Origin of the sequence: Streptosporangium album (assembly GCF_014203795.1) — a bacterium.
GTDB lineage: Bacteria > Actinomycetota > Actinomycetes > Streptosporangiales > Streptosporangiaceae > Streptosporangium > Streptosporangium album.
The window spans coordinates 458,290-476,091 of sequence record NZ_JACHJU010000003.1 but is presented as its reverse complement, the minus strand read 5'-3'; the positions used below and the strand labels follow the sequence as shown (position 1 = coordinate 476,091).

Sequence of the window (17,802 nt, the reverse complement as noted above, 5' to 3'; positions counted from 1 at the left end):
TGATGCTCATCGACGGCGGGAAGCCGAAAAGAGCACTTCTCGTCCGGCCGATACTCGTGACTTTTATGATGCTCTGGGATTGAATGTCATGATCGCATGGCCGGTGCGACGATCAAGGCATGGTGAAAGATGCGCAGCTGGTGCCGGTGAACGAGTCCGGGGCACCCGGCAGAACGGTGTCGCCCGTCCTGGTCGGCCGAGATCGAGAGCTGGAGAGGCTCGTCGCCGCGGTGGCCGCGACCCCCTCGGTGTCCGTGGTCGAGGGCGAGGCGGGCATCGGCAAGTCACGGCTGCTGGCCGAGCTGGCCGCCCGGCCCGAGCTAGCGGATCGCCGCCTCCTCAGCGGCGGCTGCGGGCAGATCAGGGAGCCGTTCCCGCTGGGCCCGATCGTGGAGGCGATGCGCGGCCGCGCCGCCGACCTGACCGGCGCCGCCCTGTCACCGGTGGCGGGAGCGCTGCGCGGGCTCCTGCCCGAGCTCGAAGCGGTGCTCCCGGAACCGCCCCCGCCGCTGGAGAACCGGGCGGCCGAGCGGCACCGGCTGTTCCGCGGCCTGGTCGAGGTGCTGGCCGCGCTGGGCCCCGCCGTCCTGGTGGTGGAGGACCTGCACTGGGCGGACGAGCAGACCGTGGAGTTCTTGGGCTACCTGCTGGGCACGCCGCAGGGGGAGCTGTCGGTGGTGCTGACCTACCGGGGTGACGAGGCGGCCGCAGCCGTCCGCGCGATGACGGCGCGCCCGCCCGACTCGGTCAGGCACGAGCACCTGGCGCTCGCTCCGCTCGACACGGCGCAGACCCGCGTGCTTGCCGCGGCGATCCTGGGCGTGGACGAGGTGACGGAGGAGTTCGCGGAGCACCTGCGCGCGCGTGCCTCGGGGCTGCCGCTGGCCGTACAGGAACTGCTCGCGCTGCTGCGCACGCGCGGCGCGCTGATCAAATGGGAGGGCGGCTGGGCCCGCCGGGCCCTCGACGCGCTGGACGTGCCCGTGGGCGTGCGCGCCCTGGTGCAGGAACGGGTGTCCAGGCTGCCCGCCGAGGCGCGGGCCGTGGTGGAGACCGCCGCGGTGCTCCAGCTCGCGGTGCCCGTCTCGGTGCTGGCGCACGCGGCCGGCCGGCCCGAGCCCGAGGCGATGGACGGCGCACTCGACTCCGGGCTGCTGGCCGAGCGGGAAGGGACGGTGGGGTTCCGGCACGTGTTGGCGGCGCAGGCCGTCTACGAGGCGATCCCGGTGGGGCGCAGGCGGGCGATGCACGCCGCCGCGGCGGCGGCCGTACAGGGACTGCGGCAGGTGCCGCTCGGGCAGATGGCGCACCACCTGCGACAGTCGGGCCGGACGCCCGAGTGGGCGGACGCGGCCGCCAGGGCGGCCGAGCAGGCGGCCGCCCTCGGCGACGAGGCCGAGGCCGCCCGGCTGCTTGAGGACCTGCTGCGCAACGCGGAGCTGGATCCGGTACGGCGGGCGCAGTTCACCGTGCGCCTGGGCTGGGCGGCCCTGCAGGTGCTGCCCTTCCCGCAGGTGCGCGAGCTGATCACCGAGGCGCTCCGCTCCGAGCTGCCGGCCGCGCTCCGCGGCGAGCTGCGTTTCCTGTCGGGCATGCACTCCGAGGTGACGCGGGACGATCCCACACGCAGGAACAGCGTGCTGGCCGGGGCGATCGAGGACTTGGGCGACCGTCCCGACCTGGCCGCGTGGGCGCTGGTGCTGCTGGGACTGCCGGTCGTTCCGGGCGTCTCGCCCGAGGAGGAGCGCGGCCGGCTGGACCATGCGCTCGCCCTGCTGCCCGCCGTCGAAGATCGCGCCATGCGGCTGCTGATCCTGGGCAAGCTGGCGATGGTGTTCGTCGTGATGGGCGATGCGCGCTGGGTGGACCTGACCGAGCGGGTCCGTGCGGAGACAGGCGCCCGCGCCCGCGATCATCAGGAGGTCAACGCCTACTGTTCCATCGCCGAGGACGCCGGCTACGCCGGTCACCACGACCTCGCCCGGAGCCTGCTGGAGACGGCGCTGGACACCGCCGACCCCGACCTGCAGGGGGTCAGCGAGCAGCGGGCCAGGGCGAGGCTGACCGTCGTCGACTACTGCCGCGGCTCGTGGGGCGGACTCCGCCCGATGGTGGACGCCCTGCGCCGGCAGGGTGACGCCCGGCCGCACGAGAGCCTCATCGTGGACACGGTCGCGGCGTGCCTGGCGCCCGCGCCGGGACGCCTGGATCTCGCGCTGGACGTCCTGCGTGACGTCGTCGGGCGCGCGTTCGCCAGGGGTGACTTCGACCTGCTGCCCGTGCCCGTCTCGATGCTGCTCCGGCTGGCCGTCGCACGCGGCGAGCACGACGCGGCGATCGCGGAGACCGCCGCCGCGGTGCACGCGTGGGAGAGCAAGGAGATGTGGCCCGCGGGCGTGCGCGCGGTACCGGCGCTCGTGGAGACGCTGCTCGCGGCCGGACGGGGGGATGACGCCGCCGAGTTGGTGGACCGCTACGAGGCGCGCCTGCGCGGGCTGGACGCGCCGCTGGCCGTTCCCGCGCTGGGACAGGCCCGCGGGCTGCTGCAGGCTGCGGACCAGCGGTGGGCCGAGGCCGCCCGGTCGCTTACCGCGGCCGCGGAGGGCTTCCGCGCGCTCCCGGCGGCCTACGACGCGGCGCAGGCGGATGAGCGGGCGGCGGCCTGTCTCCTCAGGGCCGGTGACCCGGCCGCCGGGCCGATCCTTCAGGTGGTGACCACGGTGTACGCGGAGCTCGGCGCCCGGTGGGATCTCGACCGGGCCAACCTGCTCGGCCGGACCTGGGGGGTACGCCTCCCGCAGCTCGCCCAGCCGCGCGAGGCGGGAGGCTCCGCGTTGTCCTCGCGCCAGGAGCAGGTTGCCAGGCTGGCCGCCACGGGACTGACCAACCAGGAGATCGCCAAGGAGATGTTCCTGTCGCCGAAGACGGTGGACAAGCATCTCAGCGCGGCGATGCGCAAGATCGGAGCCCGGTCGCGCACGGAGCTGGCCCTCTTCTACCGATGAATTGGGGAGTTTTCCCCAGGGTTTCCCCATAACTCCCCCCACCGGTCGGCCACCAGGCTTGCTTCATGCCCGATCCCGATCCCGATCCCGATCCCGATTCCGACCCCGCCCCCGATCCAGAGACCGGATCCGAGCCGGATGTGAAGTTCGAACTCGCGCCTCCTGATGGTTTCGAGCCGGTATGAGCATCACCTCTGCGGAAAGGCAGTCCCCCCTGTGCCCGTGAAGAAGTCCCTGTACGCCGCCGCGACCGCGCTCGCGCTCCTCTCCGCGCTTCCCCCGCCGGCCGCCCAGGCCGAGCCGGAACCGGCCGCGGCCGCCGTCCCGCCGTCCGTCCCGCTGTCCGGCCTGGGCGCCGGCGTCCACGCCGTCACCCTGATCACCGGAGACAAGGTCAGGCTCACCGACACGGGTGACGGCAGGTACGCCGTCGACACCGAGCCCGTCCCGCGGCCGGGCGGCGACCTGCCCACGCTCGCCACGCTGAGCGGCCCCGACGGCCTCTACGTCCTGCCGAGCGACGCGATGCCTGCCATCGACGCGGGCAAGCTCGACCGCCGGCTGTTCAACGTGAAGTACCTGGCCGAGAACGGCTACACCGACGACGTGACCGCGAAGGTCCCGACCATCGTGCAGTACGAGGGCACGCCCACCGCCGCTGCGCTCAAGAGCACGGCCGACGCCCTACCGGCCAGCGTGCCCACCCACACCCTGGAGAGCATCCACGGGGCCGCGGTCGAGGTGACCAAGGGCGAGTCCGACACGTTCTGGCAGGCCGTACGCGGCTCCTTCACCCCCGGCACGGCCAAGCTCAGCGGCGGGATCGCCAAGATCTGGCTCGACGGCAAGATCAAAATGGACCTCGCGGAGAGCGTCCCGATGATCGGCGCGCCCGAGGCCTGGGCGGGTGGCCACGACGGCGCCGGGGTCAAGGTCGCGGTGCTGGACACCGGTGTCGACGCCGGACACCCCGACCTGAAGGGGAAGATCGCCGACTCCCGGTCGTTCGTGCCTGACGAGGCCGTGCAGGACCTCATGGGACACGGCACCCACGTGGCCACCACGATCGCGGGCAGCGGAGCCGCCTCGGGCGGCAAGAACAAGGGCGTCGCGCCCGGCGCGGACCTCCTGATCGGCAAGGTGCTCAGCAACGGCGGCCAGGGCCAGGACTCCTGGGTCATCGACGGCATGGAGTGGGCGGCCGCCGGCGGCGCCAAGGTGATCAGCATGAGCCTCGGCGGTGGCCCCACCGACGGCACCGACCCGACGAGCCAGGCCGTCAACGAGCTGAGCGAAGCCAGCGGTGCGCTGTTCGTCATCGCCGCGGGCAACGCCGGCAGGGTGATATCGGTCACCGCCCCCGGCGCGGCTGATGCGGCCCTCACCGTGGCCGCCGTCGACAAGAGCGACCAGCTGGCCGCCTTCTCCAGCCGGGGCCCGCGCTTCGGCGACATGGCGCTGAAGCCCGACATCGCCGCCCCCGGCGTCGACATCACGGCCGGCCGCGCGGCCGGCACCTCGATGGGCACCCCGGTCGACGAGTACTACACCAAGGCGAACGGCACCTCGATGGCCACCCCGCACGTGGCCGGGGCAGCGGCGATCATGGCCCAGCAACACCCCGACTGGAAGGGGCCGCTGATCAAGACGGCCCTGATGTCGACGGCCAAGGACGACGCGCTCGCCGCCTACGAGCAGGGCGCCGGCCGGGTCGACCTGACCCGCGCGCACCGGCAGACGGTCTTCGCCACTACCCCGGCCGCCGACTTCGCCTCGGTGACCGATCCGGGCGCGAAGCTCGAACGGAAGATCAGCTACGTCAACCTGGGCTCGGAACCGGTCACGCTCACGCTGACCGGCGCGCTGCGCGACGTGCGCGGGCCGGCGATCGAGGGCTCGCTGACGACGGAGTCCTCGCTGACCGTCCCCGCGTCCGGCACGGCCACGACCACCGTCACGCTGGACCCCGCCGACCTGGAGTTCGGCCGCTACACCGGGGCGGTCGTCGCGCAGGCCGGCGACGTGCGGGTGACCACGCCCGTGGGCGCCGTCCGCGAGGCTCCCACGCACACGCTCACCGTGCACACGATCGGCAGGGACGGCAAGCCGCTCAACCCGAGCACCCAGTACGCCATCGACGTGGACGGGAGCCTGGGCCTCCTCGGCGACCAGGCGCTCGTGGGCGAGGGCACCGTCACCGTCCGCGTCCCCGAGGGGACCGTGAGCGTGACCCAGCTCGCCTCCTGGTCCGACGGCGACGACAGGAACAACACCGCCTGGCTGATGAACCCGCAGGTCGCCGTCACGGGCGACACGGAGATCACGCTCGACGTCAGGAAAGCCTCGCAGGTGCGCTTCGACACCCCCAAGCCGGCCGAGCCGCTGAACAGCCGCCCCTACGGCTACTTCCAGCGGACCACCTCCAACGGCGAGACATGGGCCGGGTCCACGCCGGCCGGGCCGTGGGACAAGATGTGGGTTCTGCCGACCGACAAGGTCACCAAGGGCTCGTTCAGGTTCGCGACCGCGTGGACGCTGGGGCAGGCCGAGGTGGCCATGAGCGTGACCGGGCGCACGTCGACCACGCTGCACCCGGCCACGCCGCAGCACGAGCGCCTCGGCCAGCAGAGCTTCCACCCCGGCTTCGTGCCGTTCACCGGAACGAAGGACCTGCAGGTCGCCGACGTCGGCCTGGGCCGGCCCGAGGACCTCGCGGGCAAGGACCTGCGCGGCAAGCTGGTGCTGATGGAGGCCGACCTCGCCGAAGGGGCGCTCGGCCCGGTCTGCGGCCTCCAGGTCGAGCGGGTCGGCCCGATCAGGGACGCCGGCGTCGCCGGTATCGCCGTCTTCCCCGCGAAGGGCACGAACTGCACGATCCCGCTGGGCATCACGCAGAAACCGCTCACCGGCGAATTCAAGCCCGTCGGCGTCAGCAACATCTCCCTGTCCAACAAGGAGGGCATGGACCTGCGCGAACGCCTCGGCGCCGGGCCGGTCACCGTCAGGGTGACCGGGACTCCCGAGACCCCCTACACCTACGTGCTCAAGCCGTACGTGGAGGGCCGGGTCCCCGCCTCGATGCACTACGACCTCGGCACGAGGGACCTGGCCCAGGTGGACCTGGACGTGCACTCCTCCCAGCCGGCCACCTTCCAGGACTTCCGCTACATCTGGAAGCAGGACGACCTGTTCATGGAGGCGACGTCGGTGTCCGCGTGGGGCGCGGTGGCCTTCACCGGGCCTCGCAGCCGGCCGGAGTGGGTGGGACCGCTCGACCCCGAGCTCACGCACTTGCACGGCATGACCGCGCAGAGCCTCGATGAGGCGCCCACGTACGAGACCCGGTACCGGGCCGAGGCGTTCGACCGACCCGGGCGCACCAGTCAGCAGTGGTTCGCCACGCCCAGCACGCTCGGCGCCGCGTCGGCCACGGCGAAGGCGCTGTCGATCCCCGACCCGAAGGCGGCGCCGGGAACCCAGCAGGGCACGACCCTGCGCTGCTCCATCTGCGTGGAGGGCGACGTGCTGTGGGCCGAGATCGGCGTCACGAACGGGCTGCTGGAGGACAGGGACTTCAGCGACCGGTTCTGGAACCCAGGCCTGCTCAACCCGGCCTATGAGGTGAAGTTCTACCGGGACGACGTGGAGCTCCCGCGGGCTCCGCTCAACCCGGCGCTGAAGAACGCACCCGCCTTCACCATCCCCGAGGGGCCCGGCACCTACCGGCTCACCGCGAAGAAGAAGGGGGAGGAGGCCGAATGGACCTTCGCCTCCCGGCCCGTCAAGGGCACGCCGCAGCCCGGGTTCATCTGCATCGGCCAGATGATCCAGGGCTACGCCAAGGAGTGCGGGCCCACGCAGGCGGTGTTCGTCGGCTACGACCTGGGCCGTGAGCTGAGAATGGACAACACCGTGGCGGCCGGCAAGTCCCACACCTTCACAGTCGAGCCCTACCACTCCCCGTCAGGGGGCACGATGCCGAAGATCGCCGGGCTCAAGCTGTGGGCGAGCACCGACGACGGCGCCACCTGGCGGCCCGTCGAGGTGAAGCGGAAGCACGACGGCACCTACAGCGCCACCACGAAGTACCCGGCGCTCGCCGCGACCAAGGGCGCGGTCAGCCTGAAGGCCGAGGCGTGGGACGAGGCGGGCAACCGGCTCAAGCACACCGTGACGCGGGCCTTCGGCCTGCGCTGACGGGCCGGACCGGGGCGGCTGCCATCCGCCGCCCCGGTTCCGGGCGCCCGAAGTCGCGCCGCGCGTGCCGCCGGCCGGCGCATCCTGCGGGAGGCGCCGGCCGGTCTGCTCACCCCGGTCAGGTGCGCCACGTCACCGATCCGCTGATCCTCGTCCAGCCGGTGTTGTGGCCGATGGCGCGGTCGCCGTCGAAGACGAGGGTGTTGACCGCCTCCAGCGTCGCGGCGTCCGGCGGCAGCTCGTCCAGGTGTGGGATGACGGCCCGCTTGCCGGGGTGGGTGATGCTGGGCCCGTCGTAGCCGCAGCGGCGGGCGGGGCAGCCCTGGCCTCCGTAGGCCGCCTCCTTGAGGCTGTGCGCGAACACCTGCCCGCCCACGGCGTCCAGCACCACGTCGGCGCCGCGCCCGCCGGTCAGCCGCATGACCTCGGGCACCTGCGCCTGTCCGGGGTGGGCGGCCGTGTCGACCGTCTCGTGCGCGCCGAACCCGGCGGTGAGCCAGGCCGTCGGCAGCGCGGCGGCCTCGGTCAGGCCGATGCTGCCGGGCAGGACGGTCACCCGGTCCGCGGGCACCGCTGCGATCTCCGCGTGCAGGGCCGTCCCCATGACCATGACGCGCGGCCCGGGCTCGATCCCATGCACCCCCGCCCCCACCGCGAGCACGGTGCCCGGCAAGATGTGCGCAGCAGCCGTGACAAGCGAGCACCGGCCAGGCCGGGCGGCACTCCGTGTCTTCAACCACGCCGGGAGGGTGGCCGCCCTCCGTGCCTGTCCATTGCCAACATGCCGAAGCCATTGTGGACGGGGTCTTATCGGGTCTGGGCCTTGATCGCGCTGTGGACCGCGTCGAGGAGGGTGGCGGCTCTCCGGTCCGGCACGCCTTCTTGAATGTGGTTCATGACATAGCCGAAGGCGAGGCCGGTTGCCGGGTCGGCGAAGCCAAGCGATCCGCCGTAGCCGGGAAACCCGAAGGCGGTCGGGCTGTACCAGAAGGCGTCGGGTGTCGGCAGGCCGAAACCGGTGCCGATCCGGACGGGTACCCGCAGGATGCGGTCGGTACCACTGGCCTGTTCCGCGGTCGCCGCGGCCAAGGTGCCGGGTGCGAGAATGCGATGCCCGTCACCCTCGCCTCACTCGCCCAGGCCTTCTGCACCCTGCTCAGGCTCGACCCAAAAGTCCCTGCGCCGGCCTGACCCTCTACGCGGTCCTCCGCGAACTCCAGGCCCTCCTGGCCACCTGGACCGGCGCCTGCTCGATATGCGGCCAACCCGCCCCAACCCCCGAACCCCATCACAGGACCTAACAAAGCCCTAGACCTTGTCGCCGGTGTCAAGGCAAACACGAGCCGGCCGTACCCGATGGTGGCCCGGGCCGCGAGGGGGCGAGAGGCGGCCGATCCGGCCGCAGCGCCCACCTCGAGGCCGGCTCACCCGGCTCCGTCGTCCTCGCCGACAGGTCGCGGGGGCCGGGGAAGTCCGCCGGTGTCACCGGGGCGGGGTGTCGTCCAGGGCGAAGGCCAGGTAGCGGTCGGCGGAGCGGCGGACGGCCTCGGCGCCGTCGGTGTGCACGACGCGCTTCCACCAGCCGCCGTAGACGCGGTCGAAGGGGTAGGGCTCCAGCAGCGACAGGGCGCGGCGGACCGTCCGGGGACGCTCGGGGATGAGGTTGGGGTAGCTGTACATGAAGCTGACCCAGCGGCGGTCCTGCACCACCTGGAGGATGTCGCCGGAGAACAGGGCGCCCCGGCCGTCCTCGCCGTCGCGCCAGTGCATCACCTGGCCGCCGTCGAAGTGCACGCCCGCGTTGACCAGCGTCAGCCCCTCGCGGATCTCCAGGGTGTCGCCCTCCCAGAAGACGACGGACTCGTCGGGGCGGGCCACCCACTCGCGGTCGGCCGCGTGGATGTAGACGGGCGCGTCGAAGGCGTGCGCCCACTCGACCATCGAGCCGTAGAAGTGCGGATGGCTGATCGCGATGGCGTCGATCCCGCCGAGCTCGGTGATCTCCTTGATCGTGTTGTCGTCGAGGTGGGTGACCATGTCCCAGAGCACGTTGCCGGCGGGGGTGCGGACCAGCAGGGCGCGCTGCCCGATGGCGGTGGCGGGGTCGCTGCCGACCCCGATCACTCCGGTGCCCTCCTCGGCGATCATCGGCCTGTGTCCGCTCAGGCGCAGTTCGGCGAGGGAGGTCCACCGCTGGCCCCCCCAGCCGACGTACTGCCGCTCGTCGTCGCAGATCGGGCAGTTCTCCCGCGGGCCGGCGTACTGGACCCCGCAGGTGACGCAGATGGGCAGACCGCTCATGACCGGGCGGCTGTTGCGAGGCGGGCCCGGATGTAGTCCCGCAGCACCACGGCGTTGTTGTGCTCGGTGTCCCGCGCCGCGTACAGGAGAGTGACCGGCCCCCTCTGCGTGGCGTCCAACAGCGGGCGTACGGCGTCCGGGCTGCGGTCCAGTTCCCGCCGATAACGCAGGCTGAACTCCTCGAAACACTCCGGACGGTGTCCGAACCAGCGTCGTAGCTCCGGCGACGGGGCGAGGTCACGTGCCCACCCGTCAAGCTTGAGATCCTGCTTGCGGACGCCGCGCGGCCACATCCCGTCAACAAGGAACGCCGCCCCATTGATGGGCTCCGCGTCGTACACCCGTCTGATGACGATATTTCCCATCTTCCGTGCATACCCGGGTTCCACGGTCCGAAGCGGGCGGAAGGCGCCGGTCGCCGCTCTCACGGTTCCATCTGGAGGCGGGCCGAGCGGCGGCCGAGGCGCAGCAGGGGCGGGCAGATCAGGCGGGTGCCCGAGCGGGTGGGCAGGGCGAAGGCGACGGCCTTGGCGGGGCCGTCGGTGGTGAAGGTCGTCGTGGGGTAGGCGCGGCAGTGGCCCTGGGACAGCTCGCGGACCAGCAACAGGCCTCGGCCGTTCTCGGCGAACAGGTCCAGGGCGGTCTGGGCGTGTGGCCGGTTGAGGATGACGGGGATCCAGCCCAGGTCGGGGTCGCCGTCGACGAGCTCGCACCAGGTGGGGATGCCGCCCACGCTGAAGACACGGAGCTCGTACGGCGGGCGGGCGTGCCTCTCGCAGTTGGCGGCGAGCTCGGCCACGACGGTCTCGGCGTCGGCGATGTCGTTGCCGGGCACACCCTCGGCCTGGAGCACCTCGCGTACGACGGCGCGAGCGCGGCGGAAGACAGAACCGGGCCGCAGGAGCCTGACCAGCATGTGAATGTCGCCCTGGGCTGTCGCGGAGATGCCGGTTCCGGCGCTCGTCCTCTGGGTGGGGCCAGCCAGGCACTCGGCACGGGTGCCGAACGGGTCGGCGGGACCATAGGGGGGTGGCCGCATGCGTTTGCTCCGTTGCTGTCGGTGACGATGTGCAGTAGGAGAAGCCATCGAGCGGGCGGCGGGAAAGGTCCTCGGGCGGGCGTCACCGCTCATCGTGCGGGCCGCCGGGCGGGGCGGCCGTCGTCGCCCGCCGTAGGGATCATCGTGCCGGGTGGTCGTTTCCCGGTCGTTTCCGCCGACGGGTGGAGTCGCGAAGCGCATTCGTCGACAATCGGTTGTCGATAGTGACGTTGTGTAGCGGAGGTGGTCGTGAGCGGGGCAGGTCACGCCGAGGGGCGGCCGGAGCTGGTGCGGGCTCGTAAGCGGATGGGGATGAGCCAGGACGCGATAGCGGAGACGCTGTGGGTGTCACCGACCACCTGGAGCCGGTGGGAGCGGGGACGGCAGGAGATCCGTCCGGTCTACCGGGCGCGGATGGCCGAGGTGTTCGGGGTGGACCCGGCCGAGGTCGAGCGGTGGGTGGAGGGAGGGGCGCCGGTCGATACGGAAGCCTGGCTGGTTCCGGACTTCAGCGACCTGTCGCCCGCGGCTACCGTCGAAGCGGCCGGGCGACTGTGGAGGTGTGACGTGGATCCGGAGCGGCGTCATGTGCTGGCCGCGCTGCCGTTCGTGCCCGCGGCGCTGGGTGGATGGTTGTCGGCGTGGAGCTACGGCGCTCCGGTCACGTCGGCGGCGCGTCAGGGGTCCGGGCCGGTCGTCGGGCTCTCCGACGTCCGGCGCGTCGTCGAGGCGCGGCAGGCGTTCGGGCAGATGGACCGTCAGTTCGGGGCGGGGCTGGTGCGTCCGGCCGTGGTCGACTATCTGAACACCGCCGTCGCACCGTTGCTGCGGGGCCGTTACGACGACAAGGTCGGGGCCGAGCTGATGACGGCGGCTGCGGCGATGACCCAGATGGCCGGCTGGACCGCCTTCGACCTGAACTACCACGGCCAGGCCCAGCACTATTTCGGCCAGGCGCTCAAGCTGGCGAAGATCGGTGACGACTCGCTGACGGGCGCCTGGGTGCTGGCGACCATGACGCACCAGGCGGTCCACCTGGAGCAGGGCGCACAAGCGGTCTGGCTGGCTCGGGCCGCCGTCGACACGGCCCGCCGAGCGGAGGCGCCTCCCCGTGTCATGGCGATGTTGCTGATCGGGGAAGCGCGGGCGACGGCCATGCAGGCGAGACCGGCTGAGACCGGTGACGTGCATAGTGCCAAGCAGGTCGAGCGGCTGCTCACCGAGGCCGAGCGGGCCTATGCCCAAGGTGCCACCGACCGTGATCCCGCCTGGGTCGCCTGGAACGACGAGCCCGAGCTGACCGCCAGGATGAGCAGATGCTGGAAGCTGCTCGGCGACTACCGGCGGGCGGCCGACTGCGCGGAGCTCGCGGTACGAGAGCTCACGACGAAGCGTCCCCGGGCGGCTCAGATCAACCAGGTGAGTGTCGCCGAGGCCTACCTCGGCATGGGCGAGGTAGAGCAGGCCGTCGACTCGGCGCGGGCCGCCGTCCCGATGGCCAGGTCGCTGACCTCCGCTCGCTCGGTCGAGCGCATCCGGAAGTTCTCCGCCCGGCTTGAGCCGTACGGCACGACCGTCCAGGTCAGGGAGTTCCGTGCCTACTTGGACAGCGAGTTCGCCTCCTGACCCGACGCTGTCCGGTATGGGTGTGGGTCTCGTCGTGATCCGATGTTCTCTCCAAACAGCAGATGTCTGGATCAGGGGAAATGTCGGTGTGTGTGGTTATGGTCTCGATCCTTAGGCGAAGTCTCGCGTCACTGGCTTCGAAAGTCCTGCTGAGTCATAGGATTCGAGGTCGCGGGCGTGCCGGTGGCACGGGTCGTGGGACACACACAGGAGCGAGGGGCATCACATATGGAGCAGGTCGGCCTGGACATCGGCGAGCCCGAGGAGGCCACGTCATCCCAGGAGGGCGAGCCGGATTCGCTCGCCGAGGATGAGACCATCGACTTCATCACCGGCAAGCCGATCAAGCTGAGGGGCAGCGAGCCCGTTCGGCAGCGGATCGCCCGCGTGCTCTTCCACGAGTACGGCATCTCCGTCGATGACATGGCGCGGGACTTCCCGATCCCGATCCAGGCCGACGGCAAGCGCAGGGTCACCAAGAAGGCCGACATCGCCGTCTTCGCGCACGGCGCTCCGAAGACCCTGGCCAATCTGCGCCGCGTCGTGGTGTGCAAGCCCGAGCCCAAGCCCGGCAGAACGGTCACGAAGATCCGCATGTTCAGCCAGGCGCAGGAGGATCTGGCGGAGCTGGAGACCCTGCTGGGCACCGAGGCCACGCCGCTCGCCCAATACGGCATGTGGACCAACGGCCTCGACTTCTTCTTCCTCTACAAGGAGTCGACCCGGTTCGGCGCCAGGTTCGAGCCCCGGGCCGACTGGCCGGTCGCCGACGAGAGCGTGGGCAGCGGGACCGTCGCCTCGGTCGCGCGGCTCCGGCGCGGCGAGGCCGGGATGCTCAAGACGGCGTTCCGCCGGTGCCACAACTACATCCACGGCAACGAGGGCTTGCCCAAGGACGCCGCCTTCTGGCAGTTCCTCTACCTGCTCTTCACCAAGATGCACGACGAGCGCATGAGCCGTAAGCACCGCCGGGCCCCCGAGTTCTACGCGCTTCCCGGCGAGCCCTTCAACGAAGACGGCCGTAAGGCCATCGAGGCCAGAGTCCTCGCGCTGTTCCACGAGGTGAAGAAGGAATACCCGCTCTTCGGCGCCCGTGACGAGATCACGCTGTCGCCCAGGGCCCTCGCCTTCATCGTCGGCGAGCTCGCACCCTATGACCTGACCGGCACGGACATGGACGTCAAGGGCATCGCCTACCAGGAGCTCGTCGGCACCAACCTGCGGGGTGACCGGGGACAATACTTCACGCCGAGGAGCGCGGCCACGCTCATGGTGGAGATGCTCGACCCCAAGGAAGACGAAAGGGTTCTGGACCCGGCCTGCGGGACCGGCGGCTTCCTCCGCGAGACCCTGTGGCACCTGCTGAACAAGTGGCGTGCGAAGGAGAAGACGCTCGGCCTTCCCGACACCGAGGAGCAGTTGGCCGACCACCAGGACCGGCTCGCCGCCTACGCGGAGAAGTGTCTGTTCGGCGCCGACTTCGACCCGTTCCTGGTCCGCGCCACGAGCATGAGCATCATGACCCTCACCGGGGGCGCGGGCAACATCTACAACATGGACTCGCTCGCCTTCCCCGACGGCTATCTCCCCGGCCTCGGGGAGGCGAAGGATCGAATCCCGCTCGGCAGCATCGACGTGCTGCTGGCGAACCCTCCCTTCGGGACCGACATCAAGATCGAGGACAAGGATGTCCTGAGCCACTACCGGGACGGGGTCGCGCAGTCGTGGTCACGCGACCGGGAGACCGGCCTCGTGGTGGCGAGCGACAGGGACATCCCGGCGATGGCTCCCGAGCAGCTCTTCATCCAGCGAGCGGTCCAGTGGGTGAGAGAGGGCGGGCGGATCGGCATCGTCCTGCCCAACGGCATCCTCTCCAACCCCGGCCCCACCGACGAGGCCATCCGCCGCTGGATCCTGGAGAACTGCTGGGTGCTCGCCAGCGTGGAGCTGCCCGTCGAGACGTTCGTCGCGGATGCCAACGTCAACATCCTCACCACGCTGCTCTTCCTGAAGAAGAAGACCGAGCAGGAGAGGATGGCCGCCACGATGGGCGCACAGCAGGACTATCCGGTCTTCATGGCCATCGCGGAGAAGGTCGGCGTCGACCGCCGCAACAACCCGGTCTACAAGCGGAAGCCGGACGGCGAGATCATCCTCGAAGATCAGAAGGAGGTGGAGCGCATCCGCATCAATGGGGAAAACGTGGTGCGCACCCTCGTCCGGAAGCGGAAGGCGATCGACAACGACCTCCCCGAGATCGCCAAGGCGTACAAGCGGTTCCGCGAGAGGCACCCGGAGCCGGGAGTGGCCAGATGATCACCCGGATAGAGGCGTACGGCTACCGCTGCTTCCCCAAACTCGGCATCGGCCTCGGCCGCTACCACGTGCTGGCCGGAGCCAACGGCGCGGGGAAGACGACGCTGCTCGACATCCCCGTCCTGCTCGGTGACCTGCTCGGTGGGCAGCGGGCGGTCGCCGCCTTTCTGGAACGGCGGCGTCCCTTCGTGCCGGCCAGGGCGAGCAGCCTGGTCGAGCTCCTGCACAAGGGCGAGGGTGACGCGATCGCGTTCGCGATCGAGGCGCGTCTTCCACGCGATGTTGTGGAGGTGCTGGCCGACACGACCTTCGCCGAGCTCACCCAGCGCGTTCCGACCCACCTGCGCTACGAGCTGCGCCTGAACATCGGCCCTCGCGAGCTCACCATCGCCGACGAATACCTCTTCCTCTACTCCGACCAGGGCACGCGGCCCAGGCCCGGCGAGTTCGGGCAGGGGCGCACGGTGAGCGGCACCACCCTGCGGCACGCGGAGTGGCAGCCGGTCATCCTGCGGGAGGGACGGTCCCCGACCCGCTTTGTGCACGAGACGACGACGCAGGAGAGCGACCTGCCGCCGCTCCGGGTCCCGCCGGGGCAGCTCGCCCTGGGCACCGTCCCCGCCGACCCCACGCTGTTCCCGGCGGCGCTCTGGTTCGCCCAGCTTCTGCGAGAGGGCGTCGTCTTCTTCAACCCCGACTGGGATCTGCTGCGCCGACCGGCCCCCCCGGGCGACGCCCCGCGCCTGCTGCCCTCCGGGGTGAACACGCCGTGGCTGGCCTTCGACCTTCACGAGAGGGATCCGGACCGGTTCGCCTCGTGGGTCGACCACGTCCGCACCGCGCTCCCGCAGATCGCCGACATCACGGTGATCGAACGCGAGGAGGATCACCACGCCTACTTCGCGGTCGAGTACGCCGGTGGCTACCGCGTCACCTCCTCGGGCCTGTCCGAGGGAACCCTGCGCATCCTCGTGCTGACACTTCTCCCCTATCTGGACGACAAAGTGCTCCCCACACTCCTGGTCACCGAAGAGCCGGAGAACGGCATCCATCCCCGCGCCATCGAAACGGTCGTGGAGTCGCTCAGCTCGCTCTACGACTCACAGGTCTGGGTCTCCACCCACTCGCCGATCGTGCTCGCGCACACCGATCTCGCCGACGTGCTGGCCGCCCGGCTCGACGGTGACGGTGGAGTAGAAGTGATCTCCGGCGACCGGCATCCCCGGCTCCGCGACTGGCAGGGTTCGCTCGACATCGGCACCTTGTTCGCGGCGGGGGTGCTGTCATGAGCAGGCGGGATGTCGTCTTCCTGGTCGCCGACGCCGGGATGGAGCAGATGCTCCGGGGGTTCCTCGGACGCGCACAGGTCCACCGGAGCGTCCGCTGCGGGCCGTTCGGCTTCGACCCCCGCGAGGACCTCTTCGTCGCCCCCACCAAGGACCCCGGGGTGTACGGCACGGCACGGGAGCTCTTACGGCCCTTCGAATCACTCCATCGGCGCGCGGTCGTGATGCTGGACGCCGACTGGAGTGGCAGCCCCGGCCCGCAGGCCATCCACGACCACATCGAGAAATGCCTGGATGGTGTGTGGGAACATTACGCCGTCGTAGTGATCGACCCGGAGCTGGAAGCCTGGGTCTGGCAGGACAACCCGAACGTCGCCGAGGCACTCAAGTGCGGCACCGACTTCCGGGAGATCCTCGCGAACAGCGGCCACTGGCCGTACGACCGTCTCAAGCCGCCGGACCCGAAGGCGGCTCTCAAATACCTGCAGCGTCGCCACGGGGCCGACGGGTCCAAAGCCGCCTTCCGCCGCCTCGCCGAGAAGATCTCGGTCCGGCACTGCCAAGACCTCGCCTTCAACCACCTGTGTGAGCACCTGCGCGCCTGGTTCCCGGAGAACTCGTGAAGCTTGCCGACCTCGACAACCCCGTCCGCGCCAGCTGGCTCGCTGACCAGAGCTTTCGCCTCGACCCAGGACCTTACATCTCGGACTCCTACGCGGCGCACATGTTCCTGAAGCGAGTGCCACGGACCGAGCCTCTCGGAGAGGTCACCTCGGGAATCTTCAACGCCGGGAGATTCAAGAGACATTGGACCACCGATCCGGAGCACGGCGTCCCCTTCCTCTCCAGCGCGGATATCTTCCAGGCCGATCTGTCCACGCTTGCGATGATCACTAAGAAGTGTTTCCGAGCCAATGCTAATCTCGCGCTCGAACCCGGATGGACGCTTATCACCTGCTCGGGAATGACGGCGGGGCGGGTCACCTATGCGCGCCTCGACATGGACGGATACGCGTGCAGTCAGGATGTGCTCCGGGTTGTTCCCGATCTGGACAAGATCCCCGCCGGATATCTCTATACCTTCCTTGCCAGCCCCCTCGGTATACCGATGATCAAGGGTGGGATTTATGGAACGAGCGTCAAGCACATCGAACCATCGCATATTGTTGATCTCCCCGTCCCTAGGGTCGACGCCGACGTCGAGCAGCGAATCGACTCCCTGATCCGGGAGGCGATGGTGCTCCGGGCGCAGTTCCAGACCGGAATCACCGACGCCACCCACGACCTCTTCAAGAGTGCCGGCCTCTCCGAGCTCATCGACTTCAACTGGCACGACCAGCCCCGTGACGTGGACTTCTCCGTCTCCGGCCTCACGTCCACATCGCTTCGCGCGCTGAACTTCTCGCCGCGAGCGCAGCGCATTCTCGACGCTCTCCACTCCGTCCCCCACCGCACTCTCGGGGAAATTTGTGCCACCGGACAGCTCGGTCGAGGGAATCGTTTTACTCGTGTTGACAGTGACTCGAAGCACGGATTTCGGCTGATCGGACAGCGGCAAGCATTCTGGCAGCGTCCGGAAGGCCGTTGGATTGCGTTGAAGTCTGTCGAAGCTGAGATGGTACGCGCTGTAGATGAAACGGTTCTCGTTGCATCGCAAGGGACTCTTGGGGATAGCGAAGTATTCTGTCGCCCGGCTTTCGTCACCGGCAAATGGCAAAAAGAGTTCGTTTTCTCGGAGCATTTTCTGAGAATTGTCACAGGGGATTCGGGCTATCCGGGGGCCTATTTATTTGCTTTCCTCCGGTCCGAGGCCATGTTCCGCGTCTTTCGCTCGATGAGCACCGGCGGAAAGCAGCAGGACATCCATGAGGGACTTCGGCGACAGATTCCCGTGCCAGAGTGCGCCCCGGCGGATCGGCAGCGAATCGCGGAGACGGTAAAACAGGCATATCGGTGGCGGGATGAGGCCGATATGAAGGAAGATCAAGCTCTTGCTCTGCTCGACGAGGCGGTGAGAGAGGCGGCGCGGTAG

The 17,802-nt window shown here is 70.0% G+C and carries 12 protein-coding genes; 7 read left to right on the top strand and 5 right to left on the bottom strand.

All coding sequences use genetic code 11. The features are described from left to right. Positions 1 to 119 precede the first annotated feature (119 nt). Together FHR32_RS32020 and FHR32_RS32015 are read left to right on the top strand one after the other, a co-directional pair. Positions 120 to 3,005 (top strand): helix-turn-helix transcriptional regulator, encoded by a 2,886-nt coding sequence (locus FHR32_RS32020; protein ID WP_184758258.1) that lies wholly within the window; start codon positions 120 to 122, stop codon positions 3,003 to 3,005. A 222-nt stretch (positions 3,006 to 3,227) separates the two neighbouring features. Beyond that, a complete protein-coding gene (locus tag FHR32_RS32015; RefSeq protein ID WP_312882798.1) occupies positions 3,228 to 7,202 on the top strand; it encodes a S8 family peptidase in 3,975 nt (1,324 codons plus the stop codon). Positions 7,203 to 7,320: 118 nt separating this feature from the next. On the opposite strand, the gene FHR32_RS44980 is transcribed toward FHR32_RS32015, so the two are convergent. The 5 genes from FHR32_RS44980 to FHR32_RS31990 all read right to left on the bottom strand — a co-directional run bounded on the left by FHR32_RS44980 (position 7,321) and on the right by FHR32_RS31990 (position 10,542). Then, positions 7,321 to 7,938: an MDR/zinc-dependent alcohol dehydrogenase-like family protein gene (locus FHR32_RS44980; RefSeq protein ID WP_246468047.1), complete on the bottom strand. Its 618-nt coding sequence runs from the start codon at positions 7,936 to 7,938 to the stop codon at positions 7,321 to 7,323. Between the two features lie 71 nt (positions 7,939 to 8,009). Next, the gene (locus tag FHR32_RS32005) at positions 8,010 to 8,291 is read right to left on the bottom strand and encodes a serine hydrolase family protein (RefSeq protein WP_221466478.1); all 282 of its coding nucleotides are present in this window, start codon (positions 8,289 to 8,291) and stop codon (positions 8,010 to 8,012) included. A gap of 393 nt (positions 8,292 to 8,684) precedes the next feature. After that, the gene (locus FHR32_RS32000) at positions 8,685 to 9,503 is read right to left on the bottom strand and encodes an MBL fold metallo-hydrolase (RefSeq protein ID WP_184758256.1); all 819 of its coding nucleotides are present in this window, start codon (positions 9,501 to 9,503) and stop codon (positions 8,685 to 8,687) included. Next, complete coding sequence (locus FHR32_RS31995) at positions 9,500 to 9,868, bottom strand: DUF488 domain-containing protein (RefSeq protein ID WP_184758255.1); 369 nt, start codon at positions 9,866 to 9,868, stop codon at positions 9,500 to 9,502. Before FHR32_RS31995 ends, FHR32_RS32000 begins: the two co-directional genes overlap by 4 nt. Before the next feature lie 59 nt (positions 9,869 to 9,927). Continuing rightward, positions 9,928 to 10,542, bottom strand: a complete 615-nt coding sequence (locus FHR32_RS31990) for an ATP-binding protein (protein WP_184758254.1) — start codon at positions 10,540 to 10,542, stop codon at positions 9,928 to 9,930. A gap of 249 nt (positions 10,543 to 10,791) precedes the next feature. Here FHR32_RS31990 and FHR32_RS31985 point away from each other — a divergent pair, with 249 nt between their 5' ends. The 5 genes from FHR32_RS31985 to mads5 all read left to right on the top strand — a co-directional run bounded on the left by FHR32_RS31985 (position 10,792) and on the right by mads5 (position 17,802). Continuing rightward, complete coding sequence (locus tag FHR32_RS31985) at positions 10,792 to 12,168, top strand: helix-turn-helix domain-containing protein (protein ID WP_184758253.1); 1,377 nt, start codon at positions 10,792 to 10,794, stop codon at positions 12,166 to 12,168. Between the two features lie 228 nt (positions 12,169 to 12,396). Then, entirely contained in the window at positions 12,397 to 14,484 is a 2,088-nt protein-coding gene (mads2, locus tag FHR32_RS31980; protein WP_184758252.1) for a methylation-associated defense system DNA methyltransferase MAD2, read from the top strand. After that, positions 14,481 to 15,773, top strand: a complete 1,293-nt coding sequence (gene mads3, locus FHR32_RS31975; RefSeq protein ID WP_184758251.1) for a methylation-associated defense system AAA family ATPase MAD3 — start codon at positions 14,481 to 14,483, stop codon at positions 15,771 to 15,773. The genes mads2 and mads3 overlap by 4 nt, the downstream gene beginning before the upstream one ends. Then, a complete protein-coding gene (mads4, locus tag FHR32_RS31970; RefSeq protein WP_184758250.1) occupies positions 15,770 to 16,393 on the top strand; it encodes a methylation-associated defense system protein MAD4 in 624 nt (207 codons plus the stop codon). The genes mads3 and mads4 overlap by 4 nt, the downstream gene beginning before the upstream one ends. Continuing rightward, positions 16,390 to 17,802 (top strand): methylation-associated defense system restriction endonuclease subunit S MAD5, encoded by a 1,413-nt coding sequence (gene mads5, locus FHR32_RS31965; protein ID WP_184758249.1) that lies wholly within the window; start codon positions 16,390 to 16,392, stop codon positions 17,800 to 17,802. The genes mads4 and mads5 overlap by 4 nt, the downstream gene beginning before the upstream one ends.